Source organism: Mesorhizobium sp. B2-4-1 (assembly GCF_006442185.1).
Classification (GTDB): domain Bacteria; phylum Pseudomonadota; class Alphaproteobacteria; order Rhizobiales; family Rhizobiaceae; genus Mesorhizobium.
Genome location: NZ_VFVN01000007.1, coordinates 223444 through 240903 on the forward strand (window position 1 = coordinate 223444; position 17460 = coordinate 240903).

General features: G+C 64.1%; 16 protein-coding genes. 10 read left to right on the forward strand and 6 right to left on the reverse strand.

The annotated features are described in order from the left end of the window. Window positions 1-4 precede the first annotated feature (4 nt). From FJ949_RS19545 to FJ949_RS19565, 5 genes are all read right to left on the reverse strand, one after another. Window positions 5-763: an ABC transporter ATP-binding protein gene (locus FJ949_RS19545; protein WP_140498392.1), complete on the reverse strand. Its 759-nt coding sequence runs from the start codon at window positions 761-763 to the stop codon at window positions 5-7. Beyond that, window positions 763-1518, reverse strand: coding sequence for an ATP-binding cassette domain-containing protein (locus FJ949_RS19550; protein WP_140498393.1), 756 nt, complete (start codon window positions 1516-1518; stop codon window positions 763-765). The genes FJ949_RS19545 and FJ949_RS19550 overlap by 1 nt, the downstream gene beginning before the upstream one ends. Continuing rightward, window positions 1508-2488: a branched-chain amino acid ABC transporter permease gene (locus FJ949_RS19555; RefSeq protein WP_140498394.1), complete on the reverse strand. Its 981-nt coding sequence runs from the start codon at window positions 2486-2488 to the stop codon at window positions 1508-1510. Before FJ949_RS19555 ends, FJ949_RS19550 begins: the two co-directional genes overlap by 11 nt. A gap of 10 nt (window positions 2489-2498) precedes the next feature. Further along, window positions 2499-3398 (reverse strand): branched-chain amino acid ABC transporter permease, encoded by a 900-nt coding sequence (locus FJ949_RS19560; RefSeq protein WP_140498395.1) that lies wholly within the window; start codon window positions 3396-3398, stop codon window positions 2499-2501. A 77-nt stretch (window positions 3399-3475) separates the two neighbouring features. After that, window positions 3476-4705, reverse strand: coding sequence for an ABC transporter substrate-binding protein (locus tag FJ949_RS19565; protein ID WP_140498396.1), 1230 nt, complete (start codon window positions 4703-4705; stop codon window positions 3476-3478). Window positions 4706-4812: 107 nt separating this feature from the next. Between FJ949_RS19565 and FJ949_RS19570 the strand changes: the two genes are divergently transcribed. Continuing rightward, window positions 4813-5697, forward strand: coding sequence for a MurR/RpiR family transcriptional regulator (locus tag FJ949_RS19570; protein ID WP_140498397.1), 885 nt, complete (start codon window positions 4813-4815; stop codon window positions 5695-5697). Then, on the forward strand, window positions 5694-7025 hold the full coding sequence (locus FJ949_RS19575; RefSeq protein WP_140498398.1) for an aspartate aminotransferase family protein: 1332 nt from the start codon (window positions 5694-5696) through the stop codon (window positions 7023-7025). The genes FJ949_RS19570 and FJ949_RS19575 overlap by 4 nt, the downstream gene beginning before the upstream one ends. 41 nt (window positions 7026-7066) lie before the next feature. On the opposite strand, the gene FJ949_RS19580 is transcribed toward FJ949_RS19575, so the two are convergent. Then, window positions 7067-8092, reverse strand: a complete 1026-nt coding sequence (locus FJ949_RS19580; protein ID WP_140498399.1) for a substrate-binding domain-containing protein — start codon at window positions 8090-8092, stop codon at window positions 7067-7069. Between the two features lie 236 nt (window positions 8093-8328). On the opposite strand from FJ949_RS19580, the gene FJ949_RS19585 reads away from it, so the two are divergent. The 8 genes from FJ949_RS19585 to FJ949_RS19620 all read left to right on the forward strand — a co-directional run bounded on the left by FJ949_RS19585 (window position 8329) and on the right by FJ949_RS19620 (window position 17459). After that, complete coding sequence (locus tag FJ949_RS19585; protein ID WP_181168461.1) at window positions 8329-9129, forward strand: inositol monophosphatase family protein; 801 nt, start codon at window positions 8329-8331, stop codon at window positions 9127-9129. 35 nt (window positions 9130-9164) lie between these two features. Continuing rightward, complete coding sequence (locus tag FJ949_RS19590; protein WP_140498400.1) at window positions 9165-10211, forward strand: ABC transporter substrate-binding protein; 1047 nt, start codon at window positions 9165-9167, stop codon at window positions 10209-10211. A 78-nt stretch (window positions 10212-10289) separates the two neighbouring features. Beyond that, window positions 10290-12500, forward strand: coding sequence for an iron ABC transporter permease (locus FJ949_RS19595; protein ID WP_224646887.1), 2211 nt, complete (start codon window positions 10290-10292; stop codon window positions 12498-12500). Between the two features lie 13 nt (window positions 12501-12513). Further along, window positions 12514-13623, forward strand: a complete 1110-nt coding sequence (locus tag FJ949_RS19600; protein ID WP_140498401.1) for an ABC transporter ATP-binding protein — start codon at window positions 12514-12516, stop codon at window positions 13621-13623. A 238-nt stretch (window positions 13624-13861) separates the two neighbouring features. Beyond that, window positions 13862-15070 (forward strand): ABC transporter substrate-binding protein, encoded by a 1209-nt coding sequence (locus FJ949_RS19605; protein ID WP_140498402.1) that lies wholly within the window; start codon window positions 13862-13864, stop codon window positions 15068-15070. Between the two features lie 44 nt (window positions 15071-15114). Then, window positions 15115-15867 carry an ABC transporter ATP-binding protein gene (locus FJ949_RS19610; protein ID WP_140498403.1) on the forward strand — a complete coding sequence of 251 codons (753 nt, stop codon included), beginning with the start codon at window positions 15115-15117 and terminating at the stop codon, window positions 15865-15867. Continuing rightward, window positions 15860-16564, forward strand: coding sequence for an ABC transporter ATP-binding protein (locus FJ949_RS19615; RefSeq protein WP_140498404.1), 705 nt, complete (start codon window positions 15860-15862; stop codon window positions 16562-16564). Before FJ949_RS19610 ends, FJ949_RS19615 begins: the two co-directional genes overlap by 8 nt. Window positions 16565-16571: 7 nt before the next feature. Further along, on the forward strand, window positions 16572-17459 hold the full coding sequence (locus FJ949_RS19620) for a branched-chain amino acid ABC transporter permease (protein WP_140498405.1): 888 nt from the start codon (window positions 16572-16574) through the stop codon (window positions 17457-17459). Window position 17460: the final 1 nt, after the last annotated feature.

The window sequence follows — 17460 nt, forward strand, 5'->3', positions numbered from 1 at the left end:
CCGTTCATTCACCGCTCGCATACAGCCAACGTGCGACAAGAGCGTCGGTGTCGGCACCGAAATCCGCGCGCGCGCCTTCGGAAAAAACCGTGCCGTTCTTGACCACATAGACGTAGTCGGTGATGGCAAGCGCGGCGCGAATATCCTGGTCGACCAGCAGCACGGCCTTGCCGAGTTCGCGGGCAAGATCGCGGACGATGTCGTAGATCGTCTCGCTGGTCTGCGGATCGACGCCGGCGGTCGGTTCGTCGATCAGGTAGACCGACGGATCGGCCATCAGGCTGCGTGCGATCTCGACCTGCCGCTGCTGGCCTCCCGAGAGCTGGCCGGCAGGCTGCGCGCGTTTCTCGCGAACGACGGGAAACCGCTCATAGACATGTTCCAGTTTCTCGGTCAGCACCGTCTTCTTCGGCCTGGCATGCCAGAGACCGAGTTTCAGGTTCGATTCGACCGAGAGATGAGGAAAGAGGCTCGGCCGCTGCGGCAGGTAGGCCAGGCCAAGGCCCAGCATCCGGAAGGGCGGGTTTCCGGTGATGTCCACGTCTCGCAGAAGCACCCGGCCGGCACTCGGTTTCAGAAAGCCGAACAACGCCTTGAGAAGCGTCGACTTGCCGGTGCCGTTCGGCCCGACCACACAGGAAATGCTGCCAGGCCAGGCCCTGACCGAAACGTCGCGCAATATGTCGATGTCGCGCGTATAGCCGGCGACAAGGTTCTCGCAGGCGATCAGCGGCGGGGTCGATGGCAGGGAAGCGGTTTCCATTATCGTGCTTCTCGATGCGTTGCGCGGGATCCCGTATAGGCGTGCACGACCTCGGGATTGCGCAGCACCTCGGCGACCGCGCCGTCGGCGATCTTGCGCCCTCGCGCCATCACCATGACGCGCGTTACGACCGACTGGATGGCCTCGAGGTTGTGATCGACAACGACGATGGTGTGACCGTCGCGATTGAGGCTCCTTATGTGCTCGATGATCTCCTCCAGCAGGCGCGGGTGGACGCCGGCGAAGGGCTCGTCCAGAAGCAGCAATCTCGGTTTGAGCATCAGCGCCCGGCCGAGTTCCAGCAGCTTCTGCTGGCCGCCGGAAAGCGCTCTTGCATAACTGTCGGCGAGATGGTCGAGCCTCAGGAAAGCAAGGACCCCACGGGCGCGCTCCTCTGCCGCGGCGCGCCGCTCAGCCGGGTCGGAAAGTGCCGGCACGATCAGGTTTTCCAGCACGGTCATGCGGCGGAACAGGCGGGGAACCTGAAAAGTACGGGCAACACCGCGGCGCGCGAAAAGATTAGCCGGCGAGCGCGCCATGTCGATGCCCTCGACGAGGATGGCACCGCCGTCGGGTTTGAGCGCGCCCGTCACCATGTTGATGGTGGTCGTCTTTCCCGAGCCGTTGGGACCGATCAACCCGACAATTTCGCCGCGGGCCAGGGCAAAGGATAAGCCTTCGACGGCATGGATGCCGCCGAAATGCTTGGCAAGACCACTGACCGAGAAAAAAGCGGTGTCCTTCTCAACCGGCATGGGGTTCCTCGGTGGTAGCAGTTGGAACAGGCGCTTGTTCCCGTGGCCGCGCGCGGAAGCGCGCCCAGTTTTCGACCATCGGATACAGGCCGTTCTGCGCGAAGCGTTGCACCAGGATAAGCGCCAGACCCATCAGCACGAAACGCCATTCGCCGTAGGACCGCAGCGTCTCGGAAAGCAGGAAGACGACGACTGCACCGACCACGGCGCCGGGCAGGCTTTCGATGCCGCCGATCACCGCCATCGCGATAACCAGACCCATCTCCGGCAGGATAGCCATGTTGGGCGTCAGGATGCCGATGAAATGGCCGTAATAAATGCCGGCTATCGCCGCGATCACGCTGGTTACCACGAAGACGAGAATCTTGTAGCGCGTGGTATCCACCCCGCTGGCGCGCGCGGCGCCCTCGTCTTCCCGGATGGCACGTAGAAAAAGACCGACGCGGGTCGCCAACAAGGCATTCATTCCCAATACCGCCAGGACGACGAGCGCAAGGCCGAGATAGTAATAAGGCAGGTCCGATCGACCGGAAAAGAGGCCGGGCACCGGCAAGCCCAGCATGCCGCGTGTGATGTCCTCCTCCGCGACCAGCACGAGGCGGAAGATTTCCGAAATGGCAAGCGTGAAGAGGGCCAGATAAGGCCCGGAAAGCCTCAGGACGAGCGCGCCGATCAGGGCGCCGGCCACGACGGCAAGAGCGATGGCGGCAAGAATGGCAAGCGGCAGCGGCATGCCGATCTGGCCAACGAACAAGGCCGAGGCATATCCGCCCAGCGCGGCAAAAGCCACATGGGCGAAGGAGAACTGACCGGCGAAACCGGCAAGCAGCGCCCAGCTCGCGGCAAGCAGCGCATAGTACCAGGCGATGGCGCCGACGTGGGTCCAGTATGGTCCGACGCCGAGCGGCACCAGCAACGCCACCACGAGCAGAATCGCCTGGGCCGATTGCGAGAATGTTGGACGGATCATTGCCGTGCCCCTATTCCAGCCGCAGATGCGAGCGGCCGAACAGGCCGGTCGGCCGGAAGAGCAACGCAATGACGAGCAGCAGCGCTCCGAACGCCTGCGTATAGGCAAGCGCGCGATTGGGATCCGGCAGATAGCCGACACCCAGCCCTTGCACCAGGCCGAGCAGGATGCCGCCGGTAATGCTTCCGCCGACGGAACCCATACCGCCGAGCACGATGATGATGAAGGCCTGCACGGCCGGCAACTCACCCATCGACGGCGACAGGGCGAAGATCGGCGCGATCAACGCCCCTGCCCCGCCGGCAAGCGCCGAGCCGATGCCGAAGGCGATGGTGTACATGCGGCGTGGATCGATACCGATGACCGCGGCGGACTCGCGGCTCTGGCTCACCGCATCGAGCGCCTGGCCAAGTGAGGTGCGCTTCAGGAAAAACGTCAGACCGACAAGCAGGACGACGGCAGCGACCGCAGCGATCAGCCGGTCGTAAGGCAGGATCAACGGACCGAGGATCAGCGCTCCCGTCATGAAGGACGGCGGCGCCTTGGCGAAGGGGCCGAAGACGACAAGGCCGAGATTGGTGATCAGAATGGTGAGGCCGAAGGTGACGATAATGGCGTATTCGTCCTTGCGCTCGACCTTGTCGGTATACATCGGCGCTATGACGAGCCTCTCGAAGAGCACGCCGAAGATGAACAGGGCCACCATCGCGCCGGCGACACCGACAAGCGGCGGCGCATGGAACCAGGCGATGATGTAGTAGGACGCATAGCCGCCCAGCATATAGAGCGATCCATGGCCGAAATTGACGACCTTCAACACCGAGAAGACCAAAGTGAGCCCCGCCGCCGTCAGCGCGAAAATGAGGCCGATGACCAGGCCGTTGACGGCCAGGAGGAGGAAATAGCTCATGGGTTCACATCACCTTGTTGTCGGCCGCCTGTCCAGCGAAGCGGCCGCCGGCGGCCATGGAGCCGCCGGCGTGCCGTTCATTTGCCGGGCATGACCTTGTCGGTGGTGGCCCACTTCTTCGGATAGACGATCGCAGCATCCTCCGGCGCCTGGTTCACGGCCGTGTATTGGATGATCGTGAACGGCACGTCGACGAACTGATGGAAAGCCCAGTCGGGAGATTTGGTGGTCGGGAAGGTGTAGGTGGCGTTCACCCCTTCATATTTGATCTCTTCCAGTGCCTTCACGATCGCCGCGCGGTCAGCCGAGCCTGCCTTCTTGATCGCTTCGACGACGACACCGAACGTGTCATAGGCCTCCATGGCCACGCCGGTCGGTGCCCTGTTGTAGCGTTCGGTGAACGCCTTCACGAATGCTTTGGCCTTGTCGTTCCATTGCGACTTGGGCTGCGCGACGTTGACGATGAGAAGATTGTTGGCGCATTCGCCGTCGACTTCCCACACTTCCTTCTGCAGCAGACCCGAGGAGCCGATGAGGGCCGTTTCGGCAGTCGGTGCGAGGCCGAGCTGGCAGGCCTGCTTGACGAGTTGATACTGCGCCTGTCCGGCGATCACCATCTGGATCGCATCGGGCCTCGGGCTCTGATTCATCAGCCGCAGCAGCGCGGGCGTGAAATCCTGCTGATTGAGGTCGATCGTCGCCAGCGTATAGGGGACGTTCTTGGCCTTCAGCTCATCGGCGATGACCTTGGCCCCGCCCTGGCCGAAGTCCGTGTTTTCGGCGATGATGGCGATGTTCTTGAAACCTTGCTCGACCGTCCAGTCGGCCGCCTTGACGTAAACGAGCGAGTTGGCCGGAGCGAGACGATAGACTTCCGGATACTGCTTGGCCGTGATGGCATCCGCCCATACGTCTGTACCGACCCAGGCGACGCCGTATTTGTGCGCCTCCTCGATTTCTGCGAGGGCGACCGAAGAATGGAATTCGCCGAAGATCGCGGCGACGTTGTCCTTGGTGATGAGTCGAACCGCTGCCGCGCTGCCGTCGGCCGGCTGCCCTTTGGTGTCCTCGTAACTCACCTTCAGCTGACGGCCGAGCACGCCGCCGGCCTTGTTGACCTCGTCAACACCGAGCTGCACCGCCCATTGCATTTCCTGGCCGCCGGAATAGTTGCCGGGCGGCGACAGCGGCCCCACCCAGCCTAGCGCGATTGGATCCTCGGCCAGAGCCGGTGCGGCTGCGAACGGCAAGGAAGCCAGCGCGAGTGCCGCCAGCGCTCCCAAATGACTGGATATGGTCTGTTTCATGCGAATTTCCCCTGTTCTTGTTTTCTGATTGAATGAAACACTACGCTCATTTCTGGCAGATTGAAATATTCATTGCAGCTCGTCAACGGCCGGCGTAAATTCGCGCCATGTTGGAACCCGCCTTCCGCTCGCGCCTGCTCGAGAGTTTCGAGACGATGCCGCGCCAGCTTCGCGCGGCGGCGCAATGGGTGCTCGACAATCCGCGTGACGTTGCCCTCCTGTCGATGCGCGTCCAGGCGCAGCGCGCCGGGGTGACCCCGGCATCGATGACGCGGCTTGCCCAGCGCATGGGCTTCGACGGCTACGATAGCCTGCGCGACCTCTACGCCGAGCAACTTCGCCGCGGCGACAAGGAGTTCTTGGGCAAGGCCGAAGCATTGATGGCGCGGCGCAAGCGCGGAGGAGACGGCGCGCTGGCCTTCGAGCTGGCCGAAACGCTCGAGCGCCATATGGCGAAGCTTTGCGATCCGGCGACGCTGGAGGCGGTGACCCGGGCAGCCTCGGTGCTGGCAGGCGCCAAGCGCATCTATGCGCTGGGCTATCGGTCGAGCTACCCCGTCGCCTGCCATTTCGCCTACGTCTATGGCCTCGCCGGCGGCGCGGTGCGTCTGCTTGACGGCGTCGGCGGAACCGGACCTGATCCTTTGTGGGAAGCGGGAGCGGGCGACGTGCTTTTGGCGATCAGCGTCAAGCCCTATACGCGCGCCGCCGTCGAACTCGTCGATTATGCACGCAGCCGCGCGCTCGAAATCGTGGCGATTACCGACAGCGTGGTCTCGCCGCTCGTCAACCGGGCGGGCGCCGTCATCATCGTGCCGACCGAGAGCCCGTCCTTTTTCCACACGATGGCACCGGCCTTTGCCATCGCCGAAACGCTGGCCGCGATCCTGGCGGCCGCCGCCGGCGATCGCGCGCTGGCCGCCATGCGCGACGTCGAACGTCAGTTCGACACCCTTTCCACCCATATCTACGAAACCAGGCAACGGTCATGACGCATATCCTCCATCGCCAGATCCACCACGATTATCCCGTTGCCGTCGGCGGCGATGGCGTCACCGTCATCGACAGCAAGGGACGCCGCTATATCGACGCCTCGGGCGGCGCGGCCGTCTCATGCCTTGGCCATCAGCATCCGGCTGTTCTTGCCGCGATGCATGCCGAACTCGACCGGCTCGCCTATGCGCATAGCAGTTTCTTCACCACCCGGCCGGCGGAGGAACTGGCGGACGAACTTGCCGCTCACGCGCCGGGCGATCTTCATCACGTCTATTTCGTCTCCGGCGGATCGGAAGGCATCGAGACCGCCCTGAAGATGGCGCGGCAATATTTCGTCGAGCGCGGCGAGCCGCAGCGCCGCCGCTTCGTGGCCCGTCAGCAGAGCTATCACGGCAATACGCTGGGCGCGCTTTCGGTGGGAGGCAACGCCTGGCGCAAGGCGCCGTTCGAGCCCATGCTGATCGAAAACCATCATATCGAACCATGCTATGCCTATCGGCATCAGCGGCCGGATGAAGGCAGCGAGGCCTACGGCCTGCGGGCCGCCGATGCGCTTGAAACGAAGCTGCAGGAACTCGGGCCGGAAACGGTCATTGCTTTTGTCGCAGAGACCGTGGTTGGAGCGACTCTCGGCGCCGTGCCACCCGCACCCGGTTATTTCAGGCGCATCCGCGAGATTTGCGATCGCCACGGCGTGCTGCTCATCCTCGACGAAGTCATGTGCGGCATGGGTCGCACCGGAACACTGCATGCCTGCGAGCAGGAGGGCGTCGCTCCCGACATCATGGTGGTCGCCAAAGGACTCGGCGGCGGCTACGCCCCGCTCGGCGCGGTGCTGGCGTCCGAGCGGATATTCGATGCCTTTTCGCAAGGCAGCGACTTCCAGCACGGTCACACCTATATCGGCCATCCGCTCGCCTGTGGGGCCGGCCTCGCCGTCCAGCGGGTTATCGAGCGTGATGGTCTGCTTGCCAATGTCGCGGCGCGAGGCACCACGCTCGAACGGCGGCTGCGTGAGCGCTTCGGCAACCATCACCATGTCGGGGACATTCGCGGGCGCGGCCTTTTCCAGGGCATCGAGCTCGTCGCGGATCGCTCGGCCAAGGCCCCGTTCGATCCACGCCTGAAGGTCCATGCCCGGATAAAATCTGAAGCGATGCAACGGGGGTTGATGGTTTATCCGATGGGCGGCACCGTCGATGGGCGGGCTGGCGATCACGTCCTGCTTGCACCGCCATTCATCGTCGACGACGGCACGGTCGATATTATCGTCGACCGTTTGGGCGACGCCGTCGATGCCGCGATCGGCAGCATTGCGATCTAGCGCATGAGACGCTCACCGACCGGACTCTGGTCCAATCGGCATCAGCCCCGACCTGGCCTCACAGTGCCGCGCCAGACCATCGGCGCGTGGCAGGTCAGGCGACTGCCGGCGCCTGCTTCCTCGCGCGAACCGGCGGCCAGTCGCACGGCGTGCGTGGCGATCTCCTCAATCGGCGGCGCAAAGGTCGTCAGCCGGTAGGAAGCCCAGTCAGCCTGCTCGATGTCGTCGAAGCCGGCGACGCAGAGATCGCGCGGGACGTCGACGCCGAACTCGTGGCGCGCCGCGTCCAGAAAACCGCAGGCGATCAGGTCGGTCACGCAGAATGCCGCATCCGGTCGCTGCCGGCCCGAAAGCAGGCGCCTTGCGCCTTCTGCCCCGGTCGCATAACCCGTGCGGCCCTCGCGCCACTGGATCACCTCCAGTCCTTCCTTGCGCGCTGCGGCAAGAAAGGCCGTCTCGCGCGCCACCAGACTGGGCGTGCCGGCTGCCGACGTCACCAGGGCAGGCCTGGTGCAACCGGCACGAAGAAAGGCGTGAAGTGCCGCCTCGGCGGCGGCGGCGTTGTCCACGCCGATGTTATGCGGTCCGTCGAACCGGTCGTCGCGATTGATCAGGATCAGGCGCTGCCCGTTCTCGAGGCAGGTTCGGATCAGCTCCTGCGGCGGCGTGCCGGACAGCACGATCGTCGCATCGGCACGGTAGTTCAGCGTGTTGCGCAGCGCCTGGTCGACATGGTGGCTGGGGCCCGACGTGTTGAATACCATGGCCACTTTGCCGGCATCCCTCAAATGCTGTGTCAGCGCCCGCAGGATACGAGCCTGATAGGGCGTGTCGCCATCGGCGACGACAAGGCAGACGATGCCCGTCGATGCCCGCATCAGGCCGCGCGCCAGATGGTTGACGTGATAGCCGAGCTGCTCGGCCGCCAGCAGCACCCGCTCCCGGGTTTCTTCCGAAACGCTGGCGCCGGGCGTAAAGGTGCGCGACACGGCCGAGCGCGAAACGCCGGCAAGCTCCGCGACCTGCTGGGCACTGGAAAAGCCAATACGGCCTCTTGGCGTCGTCATGCACACTCCCACTGGCGTTCGCCGATTCGTTGCACGCACGTGCAGCATAGCGCAAGCCAGTCACAGGTGTCACCGCCGGCCTTGACACACATGCGTAAATGAAACAGCTTTGCACAGCCGTGCATGAAGCCGGCGCCGGAGGCTACCTTGTCCATTTCTTCGCGGACCGCATCGAAGCTGCCATCGCCTGGACGGACAGCATGAACAGCGTGGCGGTGCGGCCGAAACCGAGCCGGATGTCCGAAGCCGAACTCGACAGGCGCGCCGATGTTTGCCGGCAACTGCTCTTGTCATCGGGAAACATGGCGATGCAGGGCTACAGCCAAATCGACGCCGCGCAGCCTGTGGAGATGAAGGGCCCGCAGGATTTCCTGACCGAGACCGACGGGAAGGTCGAGCATCACATCCGCACGACGTTGGCCGCGGCCTTTCCCGAGGACGGGTTTTTGGGCGAGGAAACCGGTGGCAGCGGCGGCTCTGATCGCATGTGGGTCGTCGACCCGATCGACGGTACGGCGAATTTCATGCGCGGCATTCCGCATTTCTGCGTTTCGATCGCCTTCGTCCAGGACGGCCGCAGCGAGATCGGCGGCATCGCCAATCCGGCCATCGGGGAGGTCTATTTTGCCCGCCGCGGGCACGGTGCGACGCGCAACGGCGCGGCGATCCATGTTTCGCGCACCCAGGCCTTCGACCGCGCCTCCGTGGAGTTCGGCTGGTCGCCGCGGATTCCCAACCGCGACTATCTGGACAAGGTGGCCCTGGTCTGGTCGCTGGGCGCCAATGTGCGCCGCTCCGGTTCGGGGGCGCTCGGCCTTGCCTATGTGGCCGACGGCCGCTCGGATGCCTATGCCGAGCTTCATATCAATGCATGGGACTGCCTGGCCGGATTGCTGCTGGTCGAGGAAGCCGGCGGGCGCGTCAACCGCTTTCTCGACGGCGACGGCATGGCGAAGGGCAATCCGGTGCTTGCTGCGGCGCCGGGTGTGGCGGCGAGATTGTCCCAGGTGATCGGAGTGCCGCTCGACGACGAATAACCAATTCCAGAGAGCATGAAAGGGAGGAATTATCGATGAAAGGTCCATTTGATCGCAGGCAAGGCAGGACGTGGCTTGGCCTTGCGGTGCTGGCCATTTTCGGTCTGGCCGGCGGCGCCCATGCGGCGGATCGCAACCTCGTGATGTATTGCGGCGTCGACGAAGCCTGGTGCCGGGCCATGGCCACGACCTACCAGAAGGAAACCGGCGTCAGCGTCGACATGACCCGCATGAGCGCCGGCGAGATCTATGCGCGCCTGCGGGCCGAGAAGGACAATCCGCAAGCCGACATCTGGTGGGGCGGCACCGGCGACCCGCATCTTCAGGCGGCGGAAGAAGGTCTCACCCAGGAATACAAGTCGCCGCAGCTGGCGAACCTGCGCGACTGGGCTTTGAGGCAGGCTGAACGCGCCAAGAACCGCACCGTCGGCATCTATCTCGGCGCGCTTGGCTACGGCTACAACGAGGAAGACCTGAAACAGCGCGGCCTGACGGCGCCGGCCTGCTGGGCGGATCTGGTCAAGCCCGATTTCCAGGGCGAGATCGAGATGGCCGACCCCAATTCCTCGGGTACCGCCTGGACGATGCTGGCGACAATCGTGCAACTGATGGGCGAGGACAAGGCTTTCGACTATCTCAAGCAGCTCAACAAGAACATCGCCGAATACACCAAGGCGGGCGCCGCACCCGCGCTCGCCGTGGGCAAGGGCGAGACGCTGGTCGGCATTTCCTTCCAGCACGACGTCATCAACGCCGCCAAGCAGAACCCGGCCGTCAAGGTGGTCTCGCCCTGTGAAGGCACCGGTTTCGAGATCGGGTCGATGAGCATTGTTGCCGGGGCCAAGCACATCGACGAGGCGCGGAAATTCTACGACTGGGCGCTGACGCCAGACGCGCAGAAACTGGCGGCTCCGAACGGCAGCTACCAGATCCCGTCGAACACCGGCACCCCGGTGCCGCCCGAGGCGCCGGACCTCAGCAAGATCAAGCTGATCGACTACGACTTCGCCAAATACGGATCGTCAGCGGAGCGCAAGCGGCTGTTGAAGAAGTTCACCGATGAGGTCCGCAACGGCGGCTGATCTGGTCCGTACGGCCGATCCGCCGGCTGCCTGCGGGGCAGCCGGCGCAACCCCGACCATACCGAAGGAAGATGTCGAATGGCACGGGCTTCGCCCTATCCCATGGCCAATGACCTCCCGGGGCGCAGTGCCGCCGGATGGCTGGCGCTGGCATGGGCGAGCTTCATTGTGCTGCCATGGTACAAAGTCGAAGGCGGCTTGCTTTCCTTTGACTGGCTGGCGCGTCCGGCGGAGGCGGCACCAGCCATCCTGCTGTCGCTGAACGGCCGGCTGTGGCTGCTTCCCTTAATCCTGCCACTTCTTCTGGCAAGCTGGCTCGTCGCGCGCCGGAACCTCCCCGCCCTGGCGGTGGCGGGCGCAGCCGGCCTCGCCTGGCTAGCGGTCGAGGGTTTTTCCATCATCCATTCGGGTTGGGGATTTGCCTGGCTCGGGCATCTCGCCAGTACGCCGGGACCGGTGCAGCCGGGGCTCGGCTGGGGTGCGGTGCTGTACGCGCTGGCGATGCTGATGTTCATCGCCGAGGCGCTGGCCGCGCGTGGCTGGTGCAAGGGCGACCGTTTTGTCGTCGGCTCGCTGCTGATCGTGATCGCTTCGCTGATCCTGTTCGTGGCTTATCCGCTGTTGTCGATCCTCGCTTCCGCCATCGAGGACAATGACGGCAATATCGTGCCGGCTCTGTTTGCCGAAAAGCTGTTCAGTGCCAACATCTGGAGCCTGCGCTGCCTCTACGGCGACGGTTCCTGCGGCGTGGCGTGGAATACGGTGGCGATCGCGGTGCTGGTCGGATTCTTCTGCACGGCGCTAGGCCTGGCGCTGGCGCTGATTGCGTTGCGCACCAGGCTGCCTGCCAAATGGCTGCTGCGCGGCCTCTCCATCCTGCCGATCATCACGCCCCCTTTCGTCATCGGCCTGGCGCTGATCCTGTTGTTCGGCCGGGCCGGCATCGTCACCAATCTTTTGTCCGAACATCTCGGTATTCCGCGCAGCCGCTGGATCTACGGCATGGCCGGCATCACCATCGCGCAAGTGCTGGCCTTCACGCCGATCGCTTTCCTGGTCCTGGCCGGCGTGCTGCAGGGCGTCAGCCCGAGCATGGAGGAGGCCTCGCAGACCTTGCGCGCCAGCCGTTGGCGCACTTTCAGCACAATCACCTGGCCGCTGATCCGCCCGGGGCTGGCCAGCGCCTTCCTGATCTCGTTCATCGAGAGCATGGCCGACTTTGCCAACCCGCTGGTGCTGGGCGGCAACTTCAACGTGCTGTCGACGGACATCTTCTTTGCGGTGGTGGGCGCTGCGCATGATCAAGGCCGTGCGGCGGTGCTGGCGATCGTGCTTCTGGGATTCACGCTCGCCGCTTTCGTCATCCAGCGCCGCTGGATCGGCAGCCGCAGCTACGTCACCGTCGCGGGCAAGGGCGATGGCGGTGTGCCGGCCACGCTGCCCAAGGGCTTGCGCATCGGCTGCTACGCCGCCGTCGTTCCCTGGCTGCTTCTGACCGTCGTGGTCTATGGCATCATCCTGGGCGGCGGCTTCGTGCAATCGATCGGCCGCGACAACACGCCGACGCTCGAATATTTCCTCACCGCTTTCTCCGTCGAGAAAGGCGTCAATGGCTGGTTCCTGAGCGGGTCGGCCTGGCCGTCGCTGCTGATGACCATCGGCCTTGCGCTGGTGGCGATGCCGTTCACCGCCGCGCTCGGCATCCTGACCGCCTATCTGCTCGACCGGCAGCATTTCGCCGGGCGCACGATGTTCGAATTCCTCGCCATGATGAGCTTTGCCATTCCCGGCACGGTCGTCGGCGTCAGCTATATCCTCGCCTTCAACGTGCCGCCGGTGCAACTGACCGGCACCGGACTGATCATCGTCATCTCGTTCATCTTCCGCAACATGCCGGTTGCGATCCGTGCGGGCCTCGCCAATCTTGGGCAGATCGACAAGAGCCTGGACGAGGCATCGCTGACACTGGGGGCGCGTTCCTTCGCCACCTTGCGGCGGGTGATCCTGCCGATCCTGAAGCCGGCTATCGTGACCGCGATGATCTACAGTTTCGTGCGTGCGGTCACAGCGGTCAGCGCCGTCATCTTCCTGGCGACCGGCCGCTTCAATCTCGCCACCGTCTATATTGTCGGGCGAGCCGATGTCGGCGAATACGGGATCGCCATCGTCTATTCGGCGGTGCTGATCGTCGTCATGATGATCATTCTGATCGGCATCCAGCTGCTGGTCGGGGAACGCCGGCTCGGCCGGCGCCGGGCCGAAGCGCAAGCCGTCGTGGCACCAATCTGATCGGGAGATGCGTATGGATCAAACGGCGAAGAACGCTGCCCCCGGCGTGGTCGACAGACCGGCAGTGCGCTTCGAGGGCGTCACCAAGAAATACGGCGCCGTCACTGCCGTCGACAATGTCAGCTTCGACATCGCACCGGCCAGCCTGGTGACGCTGCTTGGACCCTCCGGCTGCGGCAAGACGACGACGCTCAGGCTGATTGCCGGGCTGGAGCACGCAAGCCACGGGCGCATCGTAATCGACGGCAAGGACGTCACCTTGCTGTCAGCCGCAGAGCGCGACGTCAGCATGGTCTTCCAGTCCTATGCGCTGTTCCCGCACATGAACGTCATGGAAAATGTCGGCTACGGCCTGCGGGCGACGGGGCTCGGCAAGGTTGAGGCCGCAGGGCGCGCCGCCGAGAAGCTGGCACAGGTCGGCCTGTCCGGCTACGAGAAGCGCCAGCCGAGCGAACTTTCGGGCGGCCAGCAGCAGCGCGTGGCCGTGGCGCGCGCCATCGTGCTGGAGCCGAAGGTGCTTTTGTTCGACGAGCCGCTGTCCAATCTCGATGCCAAGCTGCGCCGGCGCGTGCGCGATGAGATCCGCGGTCTTCAGCAGGACCTCGCGCTGACCGTGGTCTATGTGACGCATGACCAGGAGGAGGCGCTGGCCGTGTCCGATCGCATCATCGTCATGAACGCTGCCCGCGTCGCCCAGGACGGAACCCCGCGCGACCTCTACAACGAACCCAGGAACTCTTTCATCGCCGATTTCATGGGCGACGCCAACCTGCTCGATGTCGAGGTTCTCGCCAGCAATGGGACGAATGCCGAGGTAAAGGTCGGGCCGCTGCGGCTCGACATGCGGCATCGCGGCATCGCGGCGGGGCCGGCGGTGCTGGCCGTCCGGCCGAATGCCGTGCGCCTCGTCGCCGGCCAGCCGGCAGCCGGCGGGATGAGAGGGCGCGTGGTCAAGAGTTCTTATCTCGGCGACCACATGGAATACCGCGTCGCGATAAACGATCCGGCGGTCGAGCTGTTTGCGACGTCGCCGGTCGTCACACCCGCCCTGCCGGAAGGCAGCGTCGTCGCGGTCGATTTCGATCCGGCAAAGATCGTGCTGATAGCGCGCGACAAGTCCTAGCCAGCAGCGGACACCGCTACCGGTGCGCCTGATACGAAAATAGTGGTTCTCGACGTTCCATGTCGATGTTACGAATCTCTGTGCATTCCGAATGTGCGCTTGTGACCATGTGTCCGGGCACTTTGGAACTGTGGCGAGCACAGGACGTATTCTTCACGCGGGACCAGACGGTACACTCGAAGCCGTCACAGGGCCGCAATGGGCGTTTTCGACAGTGGCCACAAGGGAGGAAATACCAGTGAAAGCATCCTATCTCATCTCAGCCGCGCTGCTTGTGGGTACCGCGATGCCAGCGGCGGCAGCCGAAATTTCCGACGGCAAGGTCAAGATCGGCATCCTCAACGACCAGTCGGGTGTCTATGCCGATTTCGGCGGCAAATGGTCCGTCGAGGCGGCCAAGATGGCTGTCGAGGATTTCGGCGGCAAGGTCCAGAATGCGCCTATCGAGGTCATCAGCGCCGACCACCAGAACAAGCCGGACATCGCCTCCAACATAGCGCGCCAGTGGTACGACACCGAGCAGGTCGATGCCATAATGGAACTGACCACCTCCTCGGTGGCGCTCGCCGTGCAGGGACTTTCCAAGGAAAAGAAGAAGATCGACATCGTCACCGGCGCGGCTGCGACCGACCTGACCGGCAAGCAGTGCTCGCCCTATGGTTTCCATTGGGCCTACGACACCCATTCCCAGGCCGTCGGCACAGGCGGTGCCCTGGTGCAGCAAGGCGGCGACAGCTGGTATTTCATCACCGTCGACTACGCCTTCGGCTATTCGCTCGAGGAGCAGACCGCCAAGCTCGTCAAGGATCGCGGCGGCAAGGTGCTTGGTGAAGTGCGCTATCCGCTCGGCTCGACCGACTACTCATCCTTCCTGCTGCAGGCGCAATCCTCCGGCGCCAAAATCGTTGGCCTTGCCAATGCCGGTCTCGACACTTCCAACTCGATCAAGCAGGCGGCCGAATTCGGCATCGTCGCTGGCGGCCAGCGGCTCGCGGCACTTCTGTTCACGCTGGCCGAAGTGCATGGCCTCGGCCTGCAGGCGGCCCAGGGCGTCGTGCTGACCGAAGGCTACTACTGGGATCGCGACGACAAGAGCCGCGAGTTCGCCAACCGCTTCTTCAAACGCACCGGCAGGATGCCGAACATGATCCAGGCCGGGACCTATTCGGCGGTGTCGCAGTATCTCAAGGCCATCGACAAAGCCGGCACCGACGAAACCGAAGCGGTGGCCAAGGAACTGCACTCGATGCCGGTCAATGACGTCTTTACCGCCAACGGCAAGGTGCAGGCCGACGGCTCCATGGTGCACGACATGTACCTCTATCAGGTCAAGAAGCCCGAGGAGAGCAAGAAGGATTGGGACTACTACACCTATCTTGCGACCATTCCGGGCGACCAGGCCTTCATGAAGGCCACGGATAGCGGCTGTCCGCTCGTCAGCAAGTGACGACGGCAACCGCCGCGGCCGTCAGGCCTGACGGCGAAGGGAACATGCCGCGGGTGGTGCTTTCCGCCCGCGGCCTCAGGCGCGATTTCGCCGGGTTCGTCGCGGTGAAGGATGTCGATCTCGACGTTCATCACGGCAGGATTCACGCCTTGATCGGGCCGAACGGCGCCGGCAAGACCACGATCTTCAATCTTTTGACCAAGTTCCTGCAGCCGACCAGCGGCACGATTGAACTGCTCGGCACCGACATTACCCGGACACCGCCGGCCAAGGTGGCGCGGATGGGCCTCGTGCGCTCGTTCCAGATCTCGGCGATCTTTCCGCATCTGAGCGTGCTCGACAATGTGCGCGTCGCGCTGCAGCGGCCAGGGGGGCTGGGCTTCCAGTTCTGGCGCCCGCTTTCGGCGCTCGACCAACTGACGCCGCGGGCGCGCGAGCTTCTCGGCACGGTCGGCCTCGACGACGCGGCGCACCGGCTCGCCGGCGATCTCTCCTATGGCCGCAAGCGCGTGCTCGAGATCGCCACCACGCTGGCGCTCGATCCAAAGGTGCTGCTGCTCGACGAGCCGATGGCCGGCATGGGGCACGAGGATGTCAGCATGATCTCCGGGATCATCCGCGCCTTGGCCCGCGATCGGGCCGTGCTCATGGTGGAGCACAATCTGACCGTCGTTGCCGATCTTTGCGACTGGATCACCGTGATGCAGCGCGGCAAGGTGCTCGCCGCGGGCGACTATCCGACGGTCAGCCAGGATGAACGCGTCCGGATAGCCTATATGGGAACCGAGCATGAGTGAGCCGCTGCTTGCCGTGCGCGATCTCCATGCCTGGTACGGCGAGGGCCACGCGCTGCACGGCGTCGACCTCGATGTGTTCCGCGGCGAAACCGTGACGCTGCTTGGCCGCAACGGCGTCGGCAAGACCACGACGCTGCGCGCCATCATGGGGCTGATCCGCAAGCGCACCGGCAGTGTCGTCTTCAACAGCAACGACTTGATCGGCCTGCCCTTGCACCGTGTCGCCCACCAAGGCATCGGTTTCGTTCCCGAGGAGCGCGGCATCTTTGCCACGCTGACAGTCGACGAGAACCTGATCCTGCCGCCGGTGGTGGCCAAGGGCGGCATGAGCGTCGAGGAGATCTTCGAGCTCTTTCCCAACCTGAAGGAGCGCCGCAACAGCCCGGGCACCAGGCTATCCGGCGGCGAGCAGCAGATGCTGGCGATCGCCCGCATCCTGAGGACGGGCGTCCGGATGCTGCTCCTCGACGAGCCGACCGAAGGCCTGGCGCCGGTCATCGTCCAGCGCATCGGCGAATTGCTTGCGACGTTGAAAAAGCGCGGCATGACGATCCTGCTCGTGGAGCAGAATTTCCGTTTCGCCGCCCGCATTGCCGACCGCTTCTACCTGATGGAGCACGGCAAGGTGCTGAGCGGGTTTCCGGTCGGCGAACTGGCCGCCCACGACGCTCAACTTCACGAGGTGCTCGGAGTATGATCGCGCCATGACGATGATCTTCGGCATCCCCATCCAGGCCTTTCTCGGGCAGTTGCTGGTCGGGCTGATCAACGGTTCCTTCTATGCGATGCTGAGCCTTGGCCTCGCCGTCATCTTCGGCCTGCTGCGCATCATCAATTTTGCCCATGGCGCGCTTTATATGCTTGGCGCCTTCATCGGCTATCTGCTGCTTGTCCATCTCGGCATCGGCTATTGGCCGGCGCTGATCCTGGTGCCGCTCGCCGTCGGGCTGTTCGGCATTGTGGTCGAGCGTGCAGCGCTCTCGCGGCTCTACCAGCTCGACCCTCTCTACGGCCTGCTCTTCACTTTCGGCCTGGCCTTGGTCATCGAGGGCGTCTTCCGTTATTATTACGGCGTCTCAGGAAATCCCTATGCGGTGCCGGCGCTACTTGCGGGCGGCACCAATCTCGGCTTCATGTTCCTGCCCAACTATCGCGGCTGGGTGGTGCTGGCATCACTTCTCGTCTGCCTGGGCACATGGCTTTTGATCGAGAAGACCAGGCTTGGCTCTTATCTGCGCGCCGCGACCGAAAATCCAGAACTGGTCCAGGCTTTCGGCGTCAACGTGCCACTGCTTTTGACACTCACCTATGGACTGGGCGCGGCACTTGCCGGTCTTGCCGGGATCCTGGCGGCTCCCGTCTACCAGGTCAGTCCGCTGATGGGGTCGGATCTGATCATCGTCGTCTTCGCCGTCGTCGTGGTCGGCGGCATGGGCTCGATCCTGGGCGCCATCGTCACCGGCTACATGCTCGGCCTTGCCGAGGGCCTGACCAAGGTGTTCTATCCCGAGGCGTCGAACCTTGTCGTCTTCGTCATCATGGCGATCGTGCTTCTGCTGCGGCCGGCCGGCCTGTTCGGAAGGGACGCCTGAG

Bases quoted from the DNA above. Each gene is read 5' to 3' on its own strand.
- FJ949_RS19545 (WP_140498392.1), bottom strand. From the start codon at position 763: ATGGAAACCGCTTCCCTGCCATCGACCCCGCCGCTGATCGCCTGCGAG.
- FJ949_RS19550 (WP_140498393.1), bottom strand. From the start codon at position 1,518: ATGCCGGTTGAGAAGGACACCGCTTTTTTCTCGGTCAGTGGTCTTGCC.
- FJ949_RS19555 (WP_140498394.1), bottom strand. From the start codon at position 2,488: ATGATCCGTCCAACATTCTCGCAATCGGCCCAGGCGATTCTGCTCGTG.
- FJ949_RS19560 (WP_140498395.1), bottom strand. From the start codon at position 3,398: ATGAGCTATTTCCTCCTCCTGGCCGTCAACGGCCTGGTCATCGGCCTC.
- FJ949_RS19565 (WP_140498396.1), bottom strand. From the start codon at position 4,705: ATGAAACAGACCATATCCAGTCATTTGGGAGCGCTGGCGGCACTCGCG.
- FJ949_RS19570 (WP_140498397.1), top strand. From the start codon at position 4,813: ATGTTGGAACCCGCCTTCCGCTCGCGCCTGCTCGAGAGTTTCGAGACG.
- FJ949_RS19575 (WP_140498398.1), top strand. From the start codon at position 5,694: ATGACGCATATCCTCCATCGCCAGATCCACCACGATTATCCCGTTGCC.
- FJ949_RS19580 (WP_140498399.1), bottom strand. From the start codon at position 8,092: ATGACGACGCCAAGAGGCCGTATTGGCTTTTCCAGTGCCCAGCAGGTC.
- FJ949_RS19585 (WP_181168461.1), top strand. From the start codon at position 8,329: ATGTCCGAAGCCGAACTCGACAGGCGCGCCGATGTTTGCCGGCAACTG.
- FJ949_RS19590 (WP_140498400.1), top strand. From the start codon at position 9,165: ATGAAAGGTCCATTTGATCGCAGGCAAGGCAGGACGTGGCTTGGCCTT.
- FJ949_RS19595 (WP_224646887.1), top strand. From the start codon at position 10,290: ATGGCACGGGCTTCGCCCTATCCCATGGCCAATGACCTCCCGGGGCGC.
- FJ949_RS19600 (WP_140498401.1), top strand. From the start codon at position 12,514: ATGGATCAAACGGCGAAGAACGCTGCCCCCGGCGTGGTCGACAGACCG.
- FJ949_RS19610 (WP_140498403.1), top strand. From the start codon at position 15,115: ATGCCGCGGGTGGTGCTTTCCGCCCGCGGCCTCAGGCGCGATTTCGCC.
- FJ949_RS19615 (WP_140498404.1), top strand. From the start codon at position 15,860: ATGAGTGAGCCGCTGCTTGCCGTGCGCGATCTCCATGCCTGGTACGGC.
- FJ949_RS19620 (WP_140498405.1), top strand. From the start codon at position 16,572: ATGACGATGATCTTCGGCATCCCCATCCAGGCCTTTCTCGGGCAGTTG.